At 68.9% G+C, this 17,635-nt stretch carries 13 protein-coding genes; 1 reads left to right on the top strand and 12 read right to left on the bottom strand.

The features are described from left to right. Nucleotides 1-27: 27 nt before the first annotated feature. The 12 genes from SPHME3_RS0102625 to SPHME3_RS0102570 form a co-directional block, all read right to left on the bottom strand. Complete coding sequence (locus SPHME3_RS0102625; RefSeq protein WP_017977404.1) at nucleotides 28-1,035, bottom strand: glycosyltransferase family 4 protein; 1,008 nt, start codon at nucleotides 1,033-1,035, stop codon at nucleotides 28-30. 272 nt (nucleotides 1,036-1,307) lie between these two features. After that, complete coding sequence (locus SPHME3_RS0102620; protein ID WP_017977405.1) at nucleotides 1,308-2,867, bottom strand: alpha-amylase family glycosyl hydrolase; 1,560 nt, start codon at nucleotides 2,865-2,867, stop codon at nucleotides 1,308-1,310. 192 nt (nucleotides 2,868-3,059) lie between these two features. Next, nucleotides 3,060-4,172: a glycoside hydrolase family 130 protein gene (locus SPHME3_RS0102615; protein ID WP_017977406.1), complete on the bottom strand. Its 1,113-nt coding sequence runs from the start codon at nucleotides 4,170-4,172 to the stop codon at nucleotides 3,060-3,062. 213 nt (nucleotides 4,173-4,385) lie between these two features. After that, entirely contained in the window at nucleotides 4,386-5,231 is an 846-nt protein-coding gene (locus tag SPHME3_RS0102610) for a TorF family putative porin (RefSeq protein ID WP_017977407.1), read from the bottom strand. A gap of 160 nt (nucleotides 5,232-5,391) precedes the next feature. Continuing rightward, nucleotides 5,392-6,906, bottom strand: coding sequence for a SulP family inorganic anion transporter (locus SPHME3_RS0102605; RefSeq protein WP_017977408.1), 1,515 nt, complete (start codon nucleotides 6,904-6,906; stop codon nucleotides 5,392-5,394). 6 nt (nucleotides 6,907-6,912) lie between these two features. Continuing rightward, complete coding sequence (locus SPHME3_RS0102600) at nucleotides 6,913-7,611, bottom strand: carbonic anhydrase (protein ID WP_017977409.1); 699 nt, start codon at nucleotides 7,609-7,611, stop codon at nucleotides 6,913-6,915. A 310-nt stretch (nucleotides 7,612-7,921) separates the two neighbouring features. Then, nucleotides 7,922-9,232 (bottom strand): ATP-binding protein, encoded by a 1,311-nt coding sequence (locus tag SPHME3_RS0102595; RefSeq protein ID WP_017977410.1) that lies wholly within the window; start codon nucleotides 9,230-9,232, stop codon nucleotides 7,922-7,924. A gap of 171 nt (nucleotides 9,233-9,403) precedes the next feature. Next, complete coding sequence (locus tag SPHME3_RS0102590) at nucleotides 9,404-10,114, bottom strand: response regulator (protein WP_017977411.1); 711 nt, start codon at nucleotides 10,112-10,114, stop codon at nucleotides 9,404-9,406. A gap of 100 nt (nucleotides 10,115-10,214) precedes the next feature. Next, nucleotides 10,215-11,747, bottom strand: coding sequence for a DHA2 family efflux MFS transporter permease subunit (locus SPHME3_RS0102585; RefSeq protein ID WP_017977412.1), 1,533 nt, complete (start codon nucleotides 11,745-11,747; stop codon nucleotides 10,215-10,217). A gap of 113 nt (nucleotides 11,748-11,860) precedes the next feature. Then, on the bottom strand, nucleotides 11,861-13,054 hold the full coding sequence (locus tag SPHME3_RS0102580; protein ID WP_017977413.1) for an efflux RND transporter periplasmic adaptor subunit: 1,194 nt from the start codon (nucleotides 13,052-13,054) through the stop codon (nucleotides 11,861-11,863). Beyond that, nucleotides 13,051-14,466, bottom strand: a complete 1,416-nt coding sequence (locus SPHME3_RS0102575) for an efflux transporter outer membrane subunit (protein WP_018250539.1) — start codon at nucleotides 14,464-14,466, stop codon at nucleotides 13,051-13,053. The genes SPHME3_RS0102580 and SPHME3_RS0102575 overlap by 4 nt, the downstream gene beginning before the upstream one ends. Continuing rightward, the gene (locus SPHME3_RS0102570) at nucleotides 14,463-14,933 is read right to left on the bottom strand and encodes a MarR family winged helix-turn-helix transcriptional regulator (protein ID WP_017977415.1); all 471 of its coding nucleotides are present in this window, start codon (nucleotides 14,931-14,933) and stop codon (nucleotides 14,463-14,465) included. The genes SPHME3_RS0102575 and SPHME3_RS0102570 overlap by 4 nt, the downstream gene beginning before the upstream one ends. 153 nt (nucleotides 14,934-15,086) lie before the next feature. Here SPHME3_RS0102570 and SPHME3_RS0102565 point away from each other — a divergent pair, with 153 nt between their 5' ends. Then, entirely contained in the window at nucleotides 15,087-17,633 is a 2,547-nt protein-coding gene (locus SPHME3_RS0102565; protein ID WP_017977416.1) for a DegT/DnrJ/EryC1/StrS family aminotransferase, read from the top strand. Nucleotides 17,634-17,635 lie beyond the last annotated feature (2 nt).

Raw genomic sequence — 17,635 nt, 5'->3', positions numbered from 1 at the left:
GAAACCGCGGCAGGTCAGCCACTTCGCTCACTGGTCGAGGATGCGGCGGTAGAGCTGGATATAGCGGTCTGCCATGCGTTCGACCGAGAAGCGCTCCGCCACCGCGCGGCGGCAGGCGGCGCGGTCGATCTGGGGCAGGCGCGCGACGGCGGCGATCGCCTCGTCGACGCTGTTTACCAGGAAGCCGGTGACGCCGTCCTCGATCAGCTCGGGCATCGACCCGCGGTTGATCGCGATGACGGGCGTGCCGCACGCCATCGCCTCGACCACCGACAGGCCGAAGGGTTCGTCGAAGTTGATGAGGTGGAGCAGCGCTGCGGCATGGCCCAGCGCGCGGGTGCGCTCCGTGCCGCCGACCGCGCCGGGATGGGTGATGGTGCCCCCGAGGTGCGGCACGACGGCGCGCTCGTAATAGCCCTGATCCTGCACGATGCCGTACATGGCGAGTGCGCGACCCGTTGCCTGTGCCACCGCGATGGCTTCGGCCGCGCCCTTGTCTGGATGCATGCGGCCGAAGAACAACAGGGCGTCGCTGCCGTCCGGATCGAAGGGGAAGTCGTCGAGGACGATCCCGTGGTGGATCGTCTCGGCGTATGTGAGCTGCGGCGATCGGTCGGCATCGCTGATCGCGACATAATGCACCCGATCCTCATACGGCTTGTACATCGGCAGGATGCGATCGGACGAAAAACCGTGGATCGTCGTGACCATCGGCGTCGTCACGAGGTTGGCGAAGGCATGGGCGGGGAAATCGGCCTGGTTGTGGATCAGGTCGAATTCGCCCGCGCGTTCGAAGACATGGGCGAGGTGGCGGTATTCCCAAACCTTTGCGTCGATCGACGGGTCTTCGGAATAGGGCGCGGGGACGACGCCGGCGAGGGTGCCGGCGGTCAGGCTGTCCTGCGTCGCGAACAGCGTGACGTCGATGCCGCGTGCGACCAGCGCCTCGGTGAGCAGGCTGGTGACCAATTCCCACGGGCCATAATGGCGGGGCGGGGTGCGCCAGGAGATCGGGGCGAGCATCGCGATTTTCATGGGTGGCGGTCGCCTGAGACGGAGGAATGCATGGGGGTACGGGGGCGTAACGATAAGGCCCGGTGGTGATACTCCGGCGTGGCGGAGTTGTTCCGGGCGGTGCCCCTAAGTCGCTCGTAACCGGATGTGGCCCGAGGCTGCCTCATGTCGCTCGTCACCCCGGACTCGTTCCGGGGTCCACCGAGCCGCAAGGGGACGGCAAGAGGCTCCGACCATCCCCCTCGCCGCAGAGTGGACCCCGGAACGAGTCCGGGGTGACGAAGTGGGTGAGGTTAGCGGACGAGTATCACAACGCCTTCATTGCCACGGAGCGTATCGGTTCGCACGCCCCCCGGCAGCGTGCGTAGCACCACCTCCCCCGCCGGCAGCGCGAACGGCTGGTCCTCCCCACTCAGGTTCAGCGCCACGACGATCCGCTCGTCCCCCCGCCAGCGTTCGTAGGCGAGGACCGGACCGGTCGTCTCGAGCAACCGGAAGTCGCCTTCCGCCAGCGCGTCATGCTTGCGGCGGAGCGACAGCAGGTCGCGGTACAGCGCGAGCATCGATCCGGCGTCCTGCGCCTGCGCCGCGACGTTGCGCGTCGGCCAGTCGGGGCCGAGCGGCAGCCATGGCTCCACGCTGGAAAAGCCCGCGTGGTCACTGGCGTTCCACGGCATCGGCGTGCGCACCGGGTCGCGGCCCAGCCCCCAACCCGGTTCGCGCAGTTCGCGCGGGTCCTGCACCCGATCGGGCGGAATGGCGACGTCGGTCAGGCCGAGTTCGTCGCCATAATAGATCGTCGGCGTACCGCGCAGCGTCAGCAGCAGCATCGCGGCGACGCGCGCCTGGGGCCCGCCGACGCGTGTCGCGATCCGGGGCCGGTCGTGGTTGCCGAGCACCCAGTTCGGCCAGCCGCCGGATGGCAGCGCCGCTTCATAGTCGGCGATCATAGTGGCGAGGCTGCGCGCGTCCCACGGCGCCTCGATCAGCTGGAAGTTGAAGGGCAGGTGCACTTCGGGTGTATCGATGCCGTAATAGTGCATCAGCTTTTCGATCGGCAGGTAGATTTCGCCGATCAGCACGCGACCGCCCGGATAGCCGTCGGCGATGCGGCGCATTTCGGCGGCGATGTCATGGACTTCGGGCTGGTCGGTGGAGTTCGACTGGAGCACGGCGTGCATCTCGCCCATCTCCGGGCGATAGGCGGGGTTCGCCGGATTGTCGGGGAAGTCGGCGTGCTTCACCATGTGCCACAGCACATCGATGCGGAAGCCGTCGACGCCGCGATCGAACCAGAAGCGCAGCACGTCCATCATCGCCGCCCGCACGTCAGGGTTGCGCCAGTTGAGGTCGGCCTGTTCCTTCAGAAACGCGTGGTAATAATATTGGCCGGTGGCGGCGTCATACTCCCATGCGGAGCCGCCGAAATCGCTGATCCAGTTGTTGGGCGGGCCGCCATCCGGCGCGGGGTCGCGCCAGATGTACCAGTCGCGCTTGGGGTTGTCGCGCGACGACCGGCTTTCGCGGAACCAGGGGTGGTCGGTCGAGCTGTGGTTGGGGACGAAATCGAGCAGCAGTTTGAGGCCGCGGGCGTGCGCGGCGGCGAGCAGTGCGTCGAAATCGGCGAGCGTCCCGAAGCGCGGATCGATGTCGCAATAATCGGCAACGTCATAGCCGAAGTCGTGCATCGGCGAGACGAAGATCGGCGATATCCAGATCGCATCGACACCGAGCGCGACGAGGTGGTCGAGCCGCGCTTCGATGCCCTTGAGGTCACCGACGCCGTCGCCGTCGCTGTCCTGAAACGAGCGCGGATAGATCTGGTAGATGCTGCCCGTCTTCCACCACGTCATCGCGCGTCCCCCTGCTTGCGCGCTCGAACGGAGGAGGGGCGAGGGGGTTCCTTTTGGACATTTTGGTTCACGTGAAGACGCGAAGAGCTTCCGCGCGTTGCAGCGCATCGCTCCTGCCATGGCGTGAGATGGGGCGCTGGCGCGCGGCCTACATCGCCCTCTTGGCGCCTTCGCGTCTTCGCGTGAGCCAAGTCACACGAAACGGCTCTTCGGCAGGCGCGTAATGCGGCAGGCGAGGTCGGCTTCGCCGCTGGCGATGAGGTAATCGTCGCCGTCCGTCACGAGGCCGGTCGAGAAGACGACGGGCGTCGGCAGATACATCTGGTGTGCGATATGTGCGGTGAGCGCGGGGTTCGCCTCCAGCAGCGGCACCTCGTCCTCGACGCGCAGGATGCGCGAGGGATCGTCGCGGTCGAGCAGCGCCCAGAAGCTGCGGTAGATGCCGACGCTCTCGCGCGCCTCGACGCCGTGGTAGATCATCATCCAGCCGTTCGGGGTCAGGATCGGCTGCGTGCCGCCGCCGATCTTCATGGCGGACGTCGAACCCTTGCGCGCGCGCAGGCCGGGGGCGTCGAGCGGCTTCCAGTGCAGCGCATCGGGCGATGCCGCGAAGTTGATCGACGGGCCGCCGACCCAGGGGCTGTCGGGTGGATAGGCGAAATAGACCTCACCCAGCGGCCGGGTGAGCGCCATGAATCTGTCGGCAACCAGACCTTCGAACAGGATCATGTCCTTGTTCTGGTGGTCGAGCACGATCCCCTCCAGCCGGTAATGCAGCCCGTCGCGCGAGGTGTGGAGGGTGGTGCAATGCCGCTCGGCACCGACCGAACAGGTCGTCATGTACCATGTGTCGCCGACGCGCGTGATCCGCGCATCCTCGACGCCATAATCCTGATAGGTTGCGGCGGGTTCGATTGCGGCGTCGTAATGGACGGCGACGATGTGCTCGCCGCTGGGGTCCAGTTCCACCGGGAGCAGCCAAGACAGCGACGTCAGCGCGAGGATGCGGTGGCGGCGGCCCTTCAGCTCGAACTGGCGGGGATCGGTCAAGTCGACGTCGGTTAACGGCCAGTCGTCGAGCACGTAGCCGGCCGGCGTCCAGCGGATCGCATGGACCTGGCCGTCACGCACGGGTTCGGCCAGCGCTTCGGCGATGCGCACCATCAGCAGCAGATTACCGTTGGGCAGCCGCGTGAAGCCGGGGTTGAAAGCGCCGAGGACATAGGTCGGCTCGGCGATCCCGCGGCGCAGCGGCGAGCGGGAGAGGTCGACGTCGTCGGGGGTGAAGATCAGCGCGTCGTGCATGGTGGCGTTAGCGCCGGGGCGGGCGGGTGGTTCCATCGCAGGGGATGTAACGCAGCCCCGCCGTATCCTCCCCCTCCGTCACCGCTGCGCGGTGCCACCTCCCCCTGGCGGGGGAGGAATAGTGGCCGGTCCTCCCCCGCCAGGGGGAGGTGGCCGCCGCAGGCGGTCGGAGGGGGAGGATACGGCACGCTCGCCGTACCTCCCCTCATCCAATCAGAACGCCGCGCTGATCGAGAACACTACCTGGCTGCCCGCGATCGTGCTGCCGTCCTTGGTCGAGGCGAAGTTCGGCTGCAGATAGGCGGCCTTCGCCTTGCTGATGTCGGTGTCGACATAATAAGCGCTGAGCGTCAGCGGCGTGCCCTTGATCGCGTAGTCGGCGCCGAGCAGCCAGTCCCAGTAATGCCCCGTCGGCGCCGCCGACGTGCCGTTGGGGCCGAGGCCCGAATTGCCGTCCGAATGGCCGATATGCGCCTTGGCGGTCAGCGGCGTCTGCGGGATGGCGGCGCTGAAATCGCCCCACAGGTACAGATTGTCGTTGCCCTTGCCGGGGTTGTTCGGAACGCCGGTCGCATAGGCCGCGGCGTTGTTGTACCACTTACCCAGCGCCTGCTGCTTGGGCGCATAGGCGACGCCCGCCAGCATCGAGACGGGGCCGGCGGTGCCCGACAGCTTCACATAGGGTTCGGCGAAGTCGGTCTTCGACGCGCCGCCCGGATACATGTACCACGTCAGGCCGACGTCGAGCGCGCCGCCGCTGATCGGCACCTTGTAGCCGCCGATCAGGTCGAGCTCCATGTTCGAGCCGCCGAACGTGCCCCAGCCGGACAGGTTGGACGCCCAGGTGCCGACGTACAGGCCGCTTTTGTGCGTGATGGTGAGGCCGCCCTGGACCGCCATTTCCTTGTCGGTCTGCGACACGCCGCGCAGGCGATAGTCGGAGACGAGCGCGACCGAGCCGGTGACGGTGACGTCCTTGGGGGGGGCGGTCTCCTGCGCGGCGGCAGGGAGGGCGACGAACGCCGCGAGCGATGCTGCGGCCAGGCTGAGATACTTCATGGAACCCCTTTCCGTGTCGTTGGGGTCCCTCCTGCGTCCAGGCCGCCGGCGCGCTCACTCGAAAGAGGGGCGCCAATCTTTCCCGGACGGTTCCTTCGCTATCGCAGCATTTTCCGTTCGACAATGGTGAATCGCGGGATCGCCGCGATCCCCCGGTCGATCAGTGTGCGAGTGCGGCAGTCTTGCCACGCCCGCCGAGCAATTCGACGCTATCGCCAGCGGCCCGGCGACGCTGGAACCAGTCCTTGATCAGTTCCGAACAGGTATGGTCGACGGTGCGAAGGCCGCTGACGTCGAGGCGGACGGGCGTGCCGGCCGGCGCACGCTCCAGCGTGTCGGACAGCTTGGGCAGCGACACGAAGGTCGCGGCGCCCGACAGGTTGATCGCATGCTGGGCGCCTTCCGCGCCTTCCGACACCTTCAGCTTCAGGCCGCGCGCGTGCGGCACCAGCTCCAGCATTGACAGGCCGATGCCGACCAGCACGCCGGTCAACAGGTCCGCCGCCACCACGGTGACGAGCGTCGCTGCCCAGATGAACGCCGGCAGCACGCCGTAATGCGAGAACAGGTGGCGGGCATGGTGGAGCGATACGAGCCGCCAGCCGGTGACAACCAGAATCGCACCCAGCGCCGCCATCGGGATCTCGCGCAACACGAACGGCAGCAGCGCGACGAAGCCCAGGATCCACATGCCGTGGAACATGGTCGACAGGCGCGTGGTGGCGCCGGCCTGCACGTTGGCGGACGAGCGGACGATGACGCCGGTCATCGGCAGCGCGCCGGCAATGCCGCACAGCAGATTGCCGACGCCCTGCGCGCGCAGTTCCTTGTTGTAGTTGGTGCGCACGCCGTCGTGCATGCGATCGACCGCAGCGGCCGACAGCAGGGTTTCGGCGCTGGCGATGAAGGCGATGGCAAGCGCGGCGGCGATGATTGACGGGTCCGCAAAGCGGGCGAGGATGCCGGCATCGGGCAGCGCGACCGCACCCGCGATCGATTCGGGCACGTTGACGCGTGCGACATCGAGGCCGAACGCCATGGCGACGAAGGTGCCGGTCAGCACGCCGACCAGCGCGCCGGGGACCAGCTTCAGCGAGGCGGGGCGGAACTTCTCCCAGCCGATCATCGCGGTGATGGTCAGCACGCCGATGCCGAAGGCAAGCTCTGCCGCGGCGATATTGTCGGGCGACAGGCCGAGCAGGCGGCCGGGCATCGCCGACAGGTTCTGCAGACCGCTGGGCAGCGGCTTCGCGTCGAACAGCACGTGGAACTGGCCGACGACGATCAGCACGCCGATCCCGGCGAGCATGCCGTGGACGACCGCGGGACTGATCGCGCGGAACCAGCCGCCGAGCTTCGCGACGCCGGCGACGAACTGGATGATGCCGGCAAGGATCAGGATCGGCCCGAGCGCGGACATGCCGTGATCGCGCACCAGTTCGAACACGACGACGGCGAGGCCCGCGGCGGGACCGCTGACCTGTAGCGGCGAACCTGCCAGCGCACCGACGACGATGCCGCCGATGATGCCGGTGATCAGGCCTTTTTCCGGAGGAACGCCGGACGCCACGGCGATGCCCATGCACAGCGGCATCGCGACGAGGAAGACGACGATCGAGGCGGTGAGATCACGGCCGACGATCGACATCTTGGGAAGGTTCAGGGCGCCCAGCATGGGGACTTACTCCGCGGCTTGGAGGAAGGGGACGTCGGACGCCTGCCGCGGTGCGGCGGCCTGCGCGACGGGGAAGGGCTCGCCTTCGCGGATCGGCACGAAACGACCCGATTCGCCGTCGAGGCCGAGGACGACGCCCTCGTGAATGTCGACGAACCAGCCGTGCAGCGTGATATTGCCCTGCGCCACCGCGGCGGCGACCGACGGATGCGTGCGCAGGTGCTGCAACTGCGAGACGATGTTTTCGAGGCTGAGCGCGCGGACGCGTTCGCCGTCGGTCAGTTCGGGATAGCTCTGGTCGACGACCTGGCGCGCGGCGGCGCCGTGCTTCAGCCAGTTGGCGACCGTCGGCACCGCGGCGAGCGCGGCGGGATCGCCCGACAGGCCCTTCATCGCGCCGCAGTCCGAATGGCCGCAGACGATGACGTCGCGCACGCCGAGGACCGACACGGCATATTCCACCGTCGCCGACACGCCGCCGGTGTGCGCCGAGAAGGGGGGAACGATGTTGCCGGCGTTGCGGCAGACGAACAGATCGCCCGGCTGCGCCTGCATGATATGCTCCGGCACGATGCGCGAATCGGCGCAGGAGATCATCAGCGCCTTGGGAAACTGGCCATGATGCGCGAGCGTCGAATAGAGTGCCTGCTGGTCCTGAAAGACCTTTTTCTCGAAGCTTACGACGCGACCGATCAGTTCGTTCACGAGTGGATACTCCTGTCACGGGCGGCATGAGCCGCATTGAACAGGGTATCTACCGGGTACGTTTTGCTGCGATGCCGCAGGTTCGTGTTAAAATGTTGCCGGACAAAAAGACGCGGAAACGCAGAGCGGAAGCGGCGTTCGGTCGGGTTGCCCATGATTCCTCCCCCGCCAGGGGGAGGTGGCGCCGCGCAGCGGTGACGGAGGGGGAGGTAAGCGACGCTCCTCGTCATGATCCGTGCCGCCGTCCTCCCCCTCCACCATTCGGCTGACGCCGAACGGTCCCCCTCCCCCTGGCGGGGGAGGAATGGCGTTACGCCGGCAGTTCGATCGCCGCCCGCAGGCCCCCTTCCGGGCGGTTCGACAGCGTCAGCGTGCCGCCCTCCGTCTCGACGATGCGGGCGACGATCGGCAGGCCCAGGCCGAAGCCGACGGTGTCGCGCGGCCGCGCCGAATCGAGCCGGACGAAGGGCTCCAGCACGCGGCGCAATTGGTCTTCGGGAATCCCCGCGCCGTCGTCCTCCACCGCGATGCACACGCGCCCCGGCGCGCTCGACAGGCGGATCGCCACGTTGCCGGCATAATGGAGCGCGTTTTCGACGAGGTTGCCGAGCGCGCGCTTCAGCGCCGTCGGGCGCACCGTCACCTCGCAATGCGCTGGGCCGTCGTAGATGCCTGGGAGGTCGCGATCCTCGACATCGTCGATCAACGTCGCGCACAGCACCGCGACGTCGACCAGCACCGGCGTTTCGGGGTCGCTGTCGCCGCCCAGGAAGGCGAGCAGCGACGTCACCATCGCCTCCATCTCGCCGATATCGCGCTCGATCGCCTCGCGCACCGGCGCATCGTCGACGCCCTCGGCGCGCAGCTTCAGGCGGGCGAGCGGCGTGCGCAGGTCGTGGCCGACGGCCGCGAGCGCCTGCGTCCGGTCGGCGATCAGGCGCTGGATGCGCGCGGCCATGCGGTTGAACGCGGCGACGACGTGGCGCACCTCGCGCGGGCCGGTTTCGGGGATGGGGTCGTGCTCGGCATCGCCGAACGTATCGGCGGCAAAGGCGAGCTGGCGCATCGGGCGCAGCATGCGGCGGATCAGCAGCCCGCCGATCACCATCAGCGCCAGCGCCGGGATCAACGCGAGCAGGATGCGTTCGGCGGCGAGGTTGAGGTTCTGGAGCGGCTCCAGCGTGCGGAAGTATAGCCAGCTGCCATCGGGCAGCTTCAGGCCGCCGGTGACGACGGAGCTGCGCCCCGGCGACGTCAGCTTCAGACGCAGATCGGCGGTGGCGAGCGTCGGCTCCCAGTCGACCACCTGGTGCCGCATGCTGTCGAGCGCGGGCGCGATCGGCGGGGGCGGCGGCAGGTCGCGCTGCCAGTGCAGGGCATAGCGTTCGGTGGTGAGGTCGTTCGCCATGTCGCCCCGGCGCCCCGGCGGCTGTTCGGCGACGAGACGGCGCGCGATGACGAGATGTTCGGCGAGGCGCCGCGCCTCGTCGTCGCGCACCGAAAACTGGCTCGCGCGTTCGTACAGGAGCGTGCTGATCCCGAACTCGATCACCATGGTGAGCAGCAGGATCGCGACGATCTGGCCGATCAGACCGATCGAGGGCTGGACGAAACGTTTCATGCGATGGGGAGGGCGGGCCGGCGCCCTGCTCCCGCCGTCACCCCGGACTTGTTCCGGGGTCCACTCTGCGGCGAGGGGGACGGCAGGAGGCTCTGGCCATTCCCGTGCGGATCAGTGGACCCCGGAACAAGTCCGGGGTGACGAAGCGTGTGGGGAAGCGTCACGCGCGCCTCAACGCCGCGTCACCTCGGTGTTCAGCATATAGCCCACGCCGCGCACGGTGATGATCGGGGCGTCCTTGCCCGCGCTCGACAGCTTGCGGCGCAGGCGGCTGATCAGCACGTCGATGCTGCGGTCGGAGCTGTCGCCCAGCCGCGTGCGCGACAGTTCGATCAGCCGTTCGCGGGCGATGACGCGGCCGGCATGTTCGGCGAGGCTGACGAGCAGGTCGAATTCCGCACCGGTCAGGTCGACGACCGCACCGGTGGGCGAGGTCAGCTCGCGGCGCGGCAGCGTGACCTGCCAGCCGTCGAAGGTCAGCACGCCCTCTTCGCGCTCGCCGGGATTGCGCTCCAGCGAGCCGCGGCGCAGCACCGCACGGATGCGGGCGATCAGCTCGCGCGTGCCGAACGGCTTGGCGATATAATCGTCCGCGCCCAGTTCCAGCCCGACGACGCGGTCGGTTTCGCTGCCCTTGGCGCTGATGAAGATGATCGGGACTTCGCTCTTCTGGCGCAGCGTGCGGCACAGGTCGATGCCGCTGGTGCCGGGCAGCATGATGTCGAGCAGGATCAGGTCGACGGGTCCTGCCTCCAGCGCCAGCCACATTTCGGGCGCAGCGGAGGCGGGCCGCACGAGATAGCCGTTTTCCTGCAACGCGCGGGTAGTCAGGGTGCGAAGGGCGGGATCGTCCTCGACCAGGAGGATGGTGGGGGCGGTCATGATCGAAAGTTAGGCACCGGTGCCGGGGCGGTCAACCGCGCCGGACCTATGTTCAAGCTTTGGATACGACCCCGCAACGGGCCCGCAACATTGCGCGAGGTCAGTCCGCCGCGACGTGCCCGCCGCCGCCCCGTGGCCGACGCGTGAACCAGACGATCACGACCATCGCCGCGCACAGCCATGCCGATACGCGGAACAGGTCTGTCGACGCGAGCAGATACGCCTGTCCCACCATCTGGCGGGTGATCGCCGCGGCGGCCTGCGTCGATGTCGCGCCCAGTTTCTGCAACTGCTCGCTGGCCATCTGATACGGCATGCCCTGCCCGATCGCCTCGGCAAGCCGGCTCTGGTGCAGCGCCTCGCGCCGGTCCCACGCGGTGGTGATGATCGATGCGGCGAACGACCCCGCGACGATGCGCGCGAAGTTGGAGATGCCGGTCGCCGACGGGATCCGCTGCGGCGGAATGCCGTCGAGCAGGATCGTCACCATCGCGAGGAAGAAGACGCTCATCGCCACTCCCTGCACCAGCAGCGGCGCCATGAAATCGAAGACGGCGGCCCCGGTCACGAGGTTGGAGCGCATCCAATAGGATGTGGCGAAGGCGAGGAACGCCACCGTCGCGAGCAACCGCGCGTCGATCTTGCCCGACAGGCGTGCGGCCAGCGGTGAGATGATCACCGCGACCACCCCGCTGGGTGCGGCGATCAGGCCCGCCCAGGTCGCCGTGTAGCCGAGCTGCGTCTGCAGCCACAGCGGCAGGATCAGGGTGTTGGCGAAGAACACCGCATAGCCAAGGCAGAAGGCGAGCGTGCCGATCGCGAAGTTGCGGTTGAGGAACAGCGTCAGATCGACCGCCGGATTGGCATCGGTCAGTTCCCAGATGATCCACGCGATGAAGCCCACCGCCGCGATGATCGCGAGCACGCAGATCGTCGGATCGTTGAACCAGTCCGCGTTCTTGCCGAGATCGAGCATGATCTGCAGCGACCCCACCCAGACGACCAGCAGCATCAAACCGACCGTGTCGATCGGCAGCTTCCGCGTTGGCGTCTCGCGGCTTTTCAGGCCGTTCCAGCACGTCAGCGTCACGAAGATGCCGAAGGGGATGTTGATCAGGAAGATCCAGCTCCAATGATAATTGTCGCTGATATAGCCGCCCAGGATCGGGCCCATGACCGGACCGACCAACGTCGTCATCGACCAGACGCCGAGCGCCGTGGACCGCTTGTCGGACGGGAAGATCGAAATGAGCAGCGCCTGGCTGCCCGGCATCATCGGCCCCGAACACGCGCCCTGCAGGATACGGAACACGATCAGCGAGGGCAGATCCCAGGCAATGCCGCACAGGAACGACGACAGGGTGAACGCCGCCACCGCCGTGCAGAAGGTCCGCACCACGCCGAACCGACCCATCAGCCAGCCGGTCAGCGGCACCGCGACGCCGTTCGCCACGGCGAAGGCGGTGATCACCCAGGTCGAATTGTCGCTCGACACGCCGAGGTTGCCGGCGATCGTCGGCAACGACACGTTCGCGATCGTACTGTCGAGCACCATCATGAACGTGCCGAGCGCCAGCGCGAAGGCGACCAGCGCGAGCTTGCCGCCGGTCAGGGGGGCGGGTTGCGATGCCATTAGACGCGTCCTGTCCGGCCCTCACCCTTCCGGCGCTGCGCGCCTCCCTCCCTCTCCCACCGGGAGAGGGAAGAGCCGCTCAAGCCGGCGAAGGGTGAGGGCAGCTTGCTCACTTAGCGATTCGCGGCGATGATCTGGCGGATGCGCGCCTCGACCGCGGGGTCGCGTGCGTCGGTGGGCTTGTCGCCATAGACCTGCGTCGCGGGCCGGCCCAGGCGGGCGCCGGACTGGTCGGCGGTGTCGACGGTCGTCTTAACCGACAGGCCGATGCGCAGCGGGTTTTGCGCCAGTTCCTTGGGCTCGAGCGCGATGCGCACCGGTACGCGCTGGACGATCTTGATCCAGTTGCCGCTGGCATTCTGCGGCGGCAGCAGCGCGAAGGCGTTGCCCGATCCCGCGCCGACGCCGACGACACGGCCATGGAACACCACGTCGCCGCCATACATGTCGGCGGTGACGGTGGCGGGCTGACCGATGCGCAGGTCCTTCAGCTGCGTTTCGCGGAAGTTCGCATCGACCCACACCTTGCCGAGCGGCACCACCGCCATCAGCGGCGTGCCCGCGGCGACCTGCTGGCCGATCTGCACGGTGCGCTGCGCGACGACGCCGTCGATCGGCGCGACGATGTGCATGTGGCTGCGGGTGATCGCGGCGCGGCGATAGGCGGCGATGGCGGCGAGCACGGCGGGGTTGGTGCTCGTGTCGGTGCCCTGCACCGCCGAACGCGCCTGCGCCTGCTGGCTCTGCGCGAGGGCAAGGTTGGCGCGCGCCACCTTCACTGCATCGGCGGCATGCGCCAGTTCCTCGCCCGAGATCGCGCCCTGCGCGGCGGCGCCCTGACGGCGCGCGTAATCGGCCTGCGCCGCGCTGAGCTGCGCGCGTGCCTGCACGATCGCCGCGCCGCTTTCGGAAACCTTGGAGAAGTCGGCGCGCGTCGCACGCACCGCCCGCGCCAGCTCCGCCGCGGCAGAGGCCAGCTGGACGTCCGCGGTCGCCGGATCGAGGTCGAGCAGCGGCTGCCCGGCCTTCACCGTCTGCGTATTGTCGGCGTGGATCGCGGTGATCTGCCCCGGATCGCGCGCGGTGATCGCGACGACGTCACCCGCGACATAGGCGTCGTCGGTCTCTTCCTCGGGCTTGGCGAGCAGGAAGTGGAACACCGCCCACACGATCGCGGCGATCACCACCACTGCGGCGAGGATCAGCAGGCCGGTGCGGCGTGCCTTGGGCTTGCCCTGTTGTGGCGCGGGGCCGGCGGGCTGTGCGCCGTCGTCGGTGTCGGTCTTTGATTCGGGCGCGTCGGTCATCGGGCGGGTTCCTGGGAGGAAAAGCCACCGCCGAGCGCCAGCACCAGCGCCACGCGCTGGCGGGCCGCATCGGCGGCAAGGTTGGTCTGGGCGCGTTCGGCGTCGAGCAGCCGGACGTCGGTGTCGATCAGCGACAGCTGGCTATCGAGGCCGCTGGCGACGCGCACCGCATTGAGGCGGTTGGTCTCCGCAAAGCCGCGTACCACCTCGGCGGTGCGGGCGCGTTCCTGCGCCAGCGCGGTGATGCCGGCGATCGCATCCGCCGCCTCACGCACCGCGCCGACGACGCGCTGGTTATAGTCGGCGGTGGCGAGATCGACGCCTGCGGTGGCGCCCGCCAGATCCGCCTTCAGCCGGCCGTTGTCGAAGATCGGTAGATGGATCGCCGGTCCCGCGCCCGCGGTGCCGGCATCGAGGCTGAAGAGGTTGCCAAGGCCGACCGCCTGGAAGCCGGCGAGCGCGGCGAGGTTGATGTTGGGATAGAAAGCGCGGCGCGCGACCTGGCGGCCGGCGGCGGCGGCCTCGATCCGTGCCTGCGCGGCGGCGATGTCCGGGCGGCGCGCGATCAGGTCGGCGGGGACGCGCGCAGGCAGCGGCAAGGCGGTGTCGAGGCGCAGCGTCGCCGGGCGGATCGCGGCGGCATAATCGGGGCCGCGGCCGGCGAGCGCCGCCAGCGCGTTGACCGCGCGCGCGCGGGCGCCGTCCGCCTCCGCCAGCGCGACGCGCGCCTGCGACAGCAGCGTCTGCGCGGCGGTCGCCTGCAGATTGCTCGCCAGCCGGTTGCGGATGCGCACGTTGACCAGCTGTACCGACCGTTCGCGCGTCGCGATCGTGCGGCGGGCGAGCGTCGCCTGCGCTTCGGCGCGCGCGAGGTCGATGTAGGTCTGCACCACCGACCCCGCGATCGCGAGGCGGGCGGCCGCGACATCGAGCGCGGCGGCACGGGCGGAGGCGCGCGCGCCCTCGATCGCGGCCTTCTGGCGGCCGAACAGGTCGAGGTTCCAATTGAGGTTCGCCTGCGCACTGCCGAGGAAGCGCACCGATCCGGCATAGGGCGGCGGGATGGTGTAGCGGCCCGACAGGCGCGCAACCTGTGCCGATCCGTCGAACGTCACGTCGGGGCCGCGCTCCGCATCGCGCGCCGCCAGCATCGCCTGCGCCTGCGCGACACGGGCGAGCGCGGCGTCGAGATTGGGATTGCCCTTCGTCGCGTCGGCGACGAGGCGGTCGAGCTGCGGATCGCCGAACGCGGTCCACCAATCGTCCGCGATGGCGGGCGACGCTTCGGCGGCAAGCCCCAGCGTCGCGGGCGCGACCGGTGCGACCGCAGGCGGGCTGTGCGGCACCGCGCACGCGCTCGCCAGCAAAGCGAGCAGCAGGGCGGATTTCGGCTTTAAGAGATAGGGGGTCATGCACTGGCCCTTTCGTCGGCCGCGCGTTGCAGCGTGTCGCGCAGCCGCTGGAGCAGATGGATCGCCTGGTCGACGTCGCTGTCCGGCCAATCGGCCAGCCATTCATTCCACAGGCGGATGACGGTGTTGCGCACGTCCGCGGCGATCGCTTCGCCCGCGGGCGTCAGCGTCAGGCGCACGACGCGGCGATCCTCGTCGTTGCGGGTGCGCACGATCCAGCCGCGCTCTTCCAGCGTATCGACCAGCCGCGTCGTCGCGCCCTTGTCGTGGCCAAGGTCGCGGGCGATTTCGGCACAGGTCGTCGCTTGGGTGAAGCGGAGCGCCGCCAGCGCGCTCCATTGCGTCTTGGTGATGTCGGCGGCGGCGAACACCGGATCCATCGCCTGCGTGCCGAGCTGTTCGGCGCGGCGGATCAGATACCCGATCGAGCGCTCCGGCGCGAAATCCGACTCGGTGTAGAAGGGCATTTGGTTGCCATGGCAACCGTTGCCGAGGCAGTCAATCATGTTTCTGTATGTTGCTGATCCAGCGGCCGGAAAGGCGGGCGCGTTCCATCGCTAACCGCTTCTTAGGGACGCGCGGGTAGACGGATGCGCTCCGTTGTCCGGGACACGCCACGCATGGAATTTCCGCTGATCGCCCCCCGGCCGCCCCGGCTCAGCACGCTGACCGATGGGCTGCTGCGCGTCGAGGCGTCGGGCGTATTCAGCAACAACGGTCCGGAGGTGCAGGCGTTCGAGCGCGAGGCGACGGTGCAGCTGTTCGGTGGGGTGGGCGATTGCCTGGCGGTCGGCAATGCGACGCTGGGGCTGATGCTCGCGATTCGGCAGGCGGTGCCCGCGCGGTGTGGCGGAGCGATGCCGCGGGCCGGCACGCTCGCGCTGATGCCCGCGCTCACCTTTGCCGCGACCGCGCAGGCGGCGCTGTGGGCTGGGCTGACGCCGCTGCTCGGCGATATCGAGCCGTCTTACTGGATATCCGATCCCGCGCAGGAGGAAGCGCTGCTCGCGCGCCACGGCGATCGGGTGGGCGTGATCGTGCCCTATGCGACCTTCGGCACCGATCTGGATCTCGATCGCTATGCGTGGCTGGCGCGCCGCTACGATGTCGGCGTCGTCGTGGATGCGGCGGCGTCGCTGGGGACGATCGATGCCGCGGGCCGCGGCTTCGGTACGGGTGCGCCCTTTGCCATCGTCTATTCGATGCATGCGACCAAGACCTTCGCGGTGGCGGAGGGGGGGCTGATCCATTGCGGCGATGCGGACCGGATCGCGTCGTTGCGCGCGATGGCCAATTTCGGGTTCGACCCGTCCGGATCGAGCGGCGCCCGCAGCGCGACGCTGCCCGGCATCAACGCGAAGCTGCCCGAAGTGATCGCACTGATGGCGCGCGCCAAGCTGACCGAGATCGATGCTGTGTGCGAGGCGCGGGCCGCGATCGATGCGGCCTATCGCGCCGCCTTGCCCGGGTTCACGATGCAGGCGCCCGCCGCACGGCGGCAGGCGACGCAGTTCATGCCGCTGTTGCTCCCGCCCGCGCTCATCGGCCATCGCGCCGCGATCGTCGCCGCGCTGGCGGCGGACGGCGTCGGCGTCGGACACTATTTCAGCCCGCATATCGGCGAACAGCCGCTGTTCCGCGACGTGGCGGTGATTGAGCCGACGCCGGTCGCCGACGATATCGCCGCGCGCATGCTCAGCCTGCCGATCACCGATGCGATGACGCCCGCCGATGCGACCGAGATTGCGCACCGGCTGGTCCGCGCGATCGAACGCGTGGTGGACGCGGAAATGGCGCGGATGCTCGTGCCGCACGGGACGGAGCACGCAGTGGCGCAGGGCGCGGGGGATGACGTGAGGACCGTGGTGATCGGCGGCGGACCGGCCGGCACGGCGATGCTGACCGCGGCGAGCAAGCAGAACCGCCTGGTGCCGCTGGTCGAGGCGGGGCTGGCGATCGTCGAGCGGGGGCCGCGCCTGGGTGCGGGAGCGCTGGGTGGCTATGCGATCCGATCGGATACGACCGCCGAGACCTTCCTGTCGGCGGTGAAGGACAATCCCCATCCCGACCTCGCGGCGCTGGCGCAGCATCCCGCGGCGCGGCTGATGGAGCGCTACATCGGCGAGCTCGGCGCGCCGCTGGCGGACACCGCGCCGCTGCTGGAGGCGACGGGCGAACGGCTGGGCACCATCGTCCGCACGCATGGCGGCAGCGTGTTGACCGACCATGAGGCGCAGGAGGTGCGGCGGACCGCCGACGGGCGCTGGGCGACGCGCGTCGCCGATGGCCATGGTGCGACGCGCACGATCCTGTCCGACCGGATCGTCGTGGCGACCGGCGGCTATCAGACCGACGAACAGGTCGCCGCGAAACGCGTCGCCGGCATGCCGCTGGGCGTGATGGCGGGCCGGCGGCTGATGCGTTCCGATATCGTGTTGCGCCAGGGCGGTATCGCGGCGGTGCAGGAGCGGTTGCGGGCGTGCCGGGCGCCGCGCATCGCGATCGTCGGTGCCTCGACCAGCGCGATCGCGGCGGCGGTATTGTTGCTGAAGAGCCAGCCCGGCTTCGCCTTTGGTGCCGGCGCGATCACCATCGTGCATCGCCAGCCGCTCAAGCCCTTCTACCCGACGATCGCCGCGGCGCATGCCGAAGGCTTCCACGATTTCGACGAAAACGACATCTGCCCGGTCAGCGGTTTCGTGCTGCGCCTTGCCGGATTGCGGCTCGAATCGCGCGAATTGGTGCTGCGGATGCTGTCGCTGGGCGGCCGCACACCCGATCCGCGCGTGACGACGCATCACATCGCCGGCGATCACGATGCCGCCGCGCGCGCGATCATCGAAGGCGCGGATCTGGTGATCGGCGCGCTCGGCTATCGGCCGCGCTGCGTGCCGCTGATCGGCGTCGACGGCATGCCGCTGTCGCTGGCGCATCACGTCGGGCGGCCGATGGTCGACCGGCATTGTCGTCTGCTCGACGCCACGGACCGGCCGGTGCCGGGCGCCTATGGCATCGGCCTGTCGGCAGGCTTCGTGCCCTGGGGGCGCCTGGGCGGCGAAGCGAGCTTCCGCGGGCAGGCGAACGGCCTGTGGCTGTGGCAGAATGACGTCGGCCAGATGATCGTCGACCAGCTGTTGGAACCGGAGGCGCGCGCAGTCGCTGCGTAGCC

The organism is Sphingomonas melonis DAPP-PG 224, from assembly GCF_000379045.1.
Taxonomy (GTDB): Bacteria; Pseudomonadota; Alphaproteobacteria; order Sphingomonadales; family Sphingomonadaceae; genus Sphingomonas; species Sphingomonas aquatilis.
This window is presented reverse-complemented; position numbering and strand designations above follow the sequence as displayed.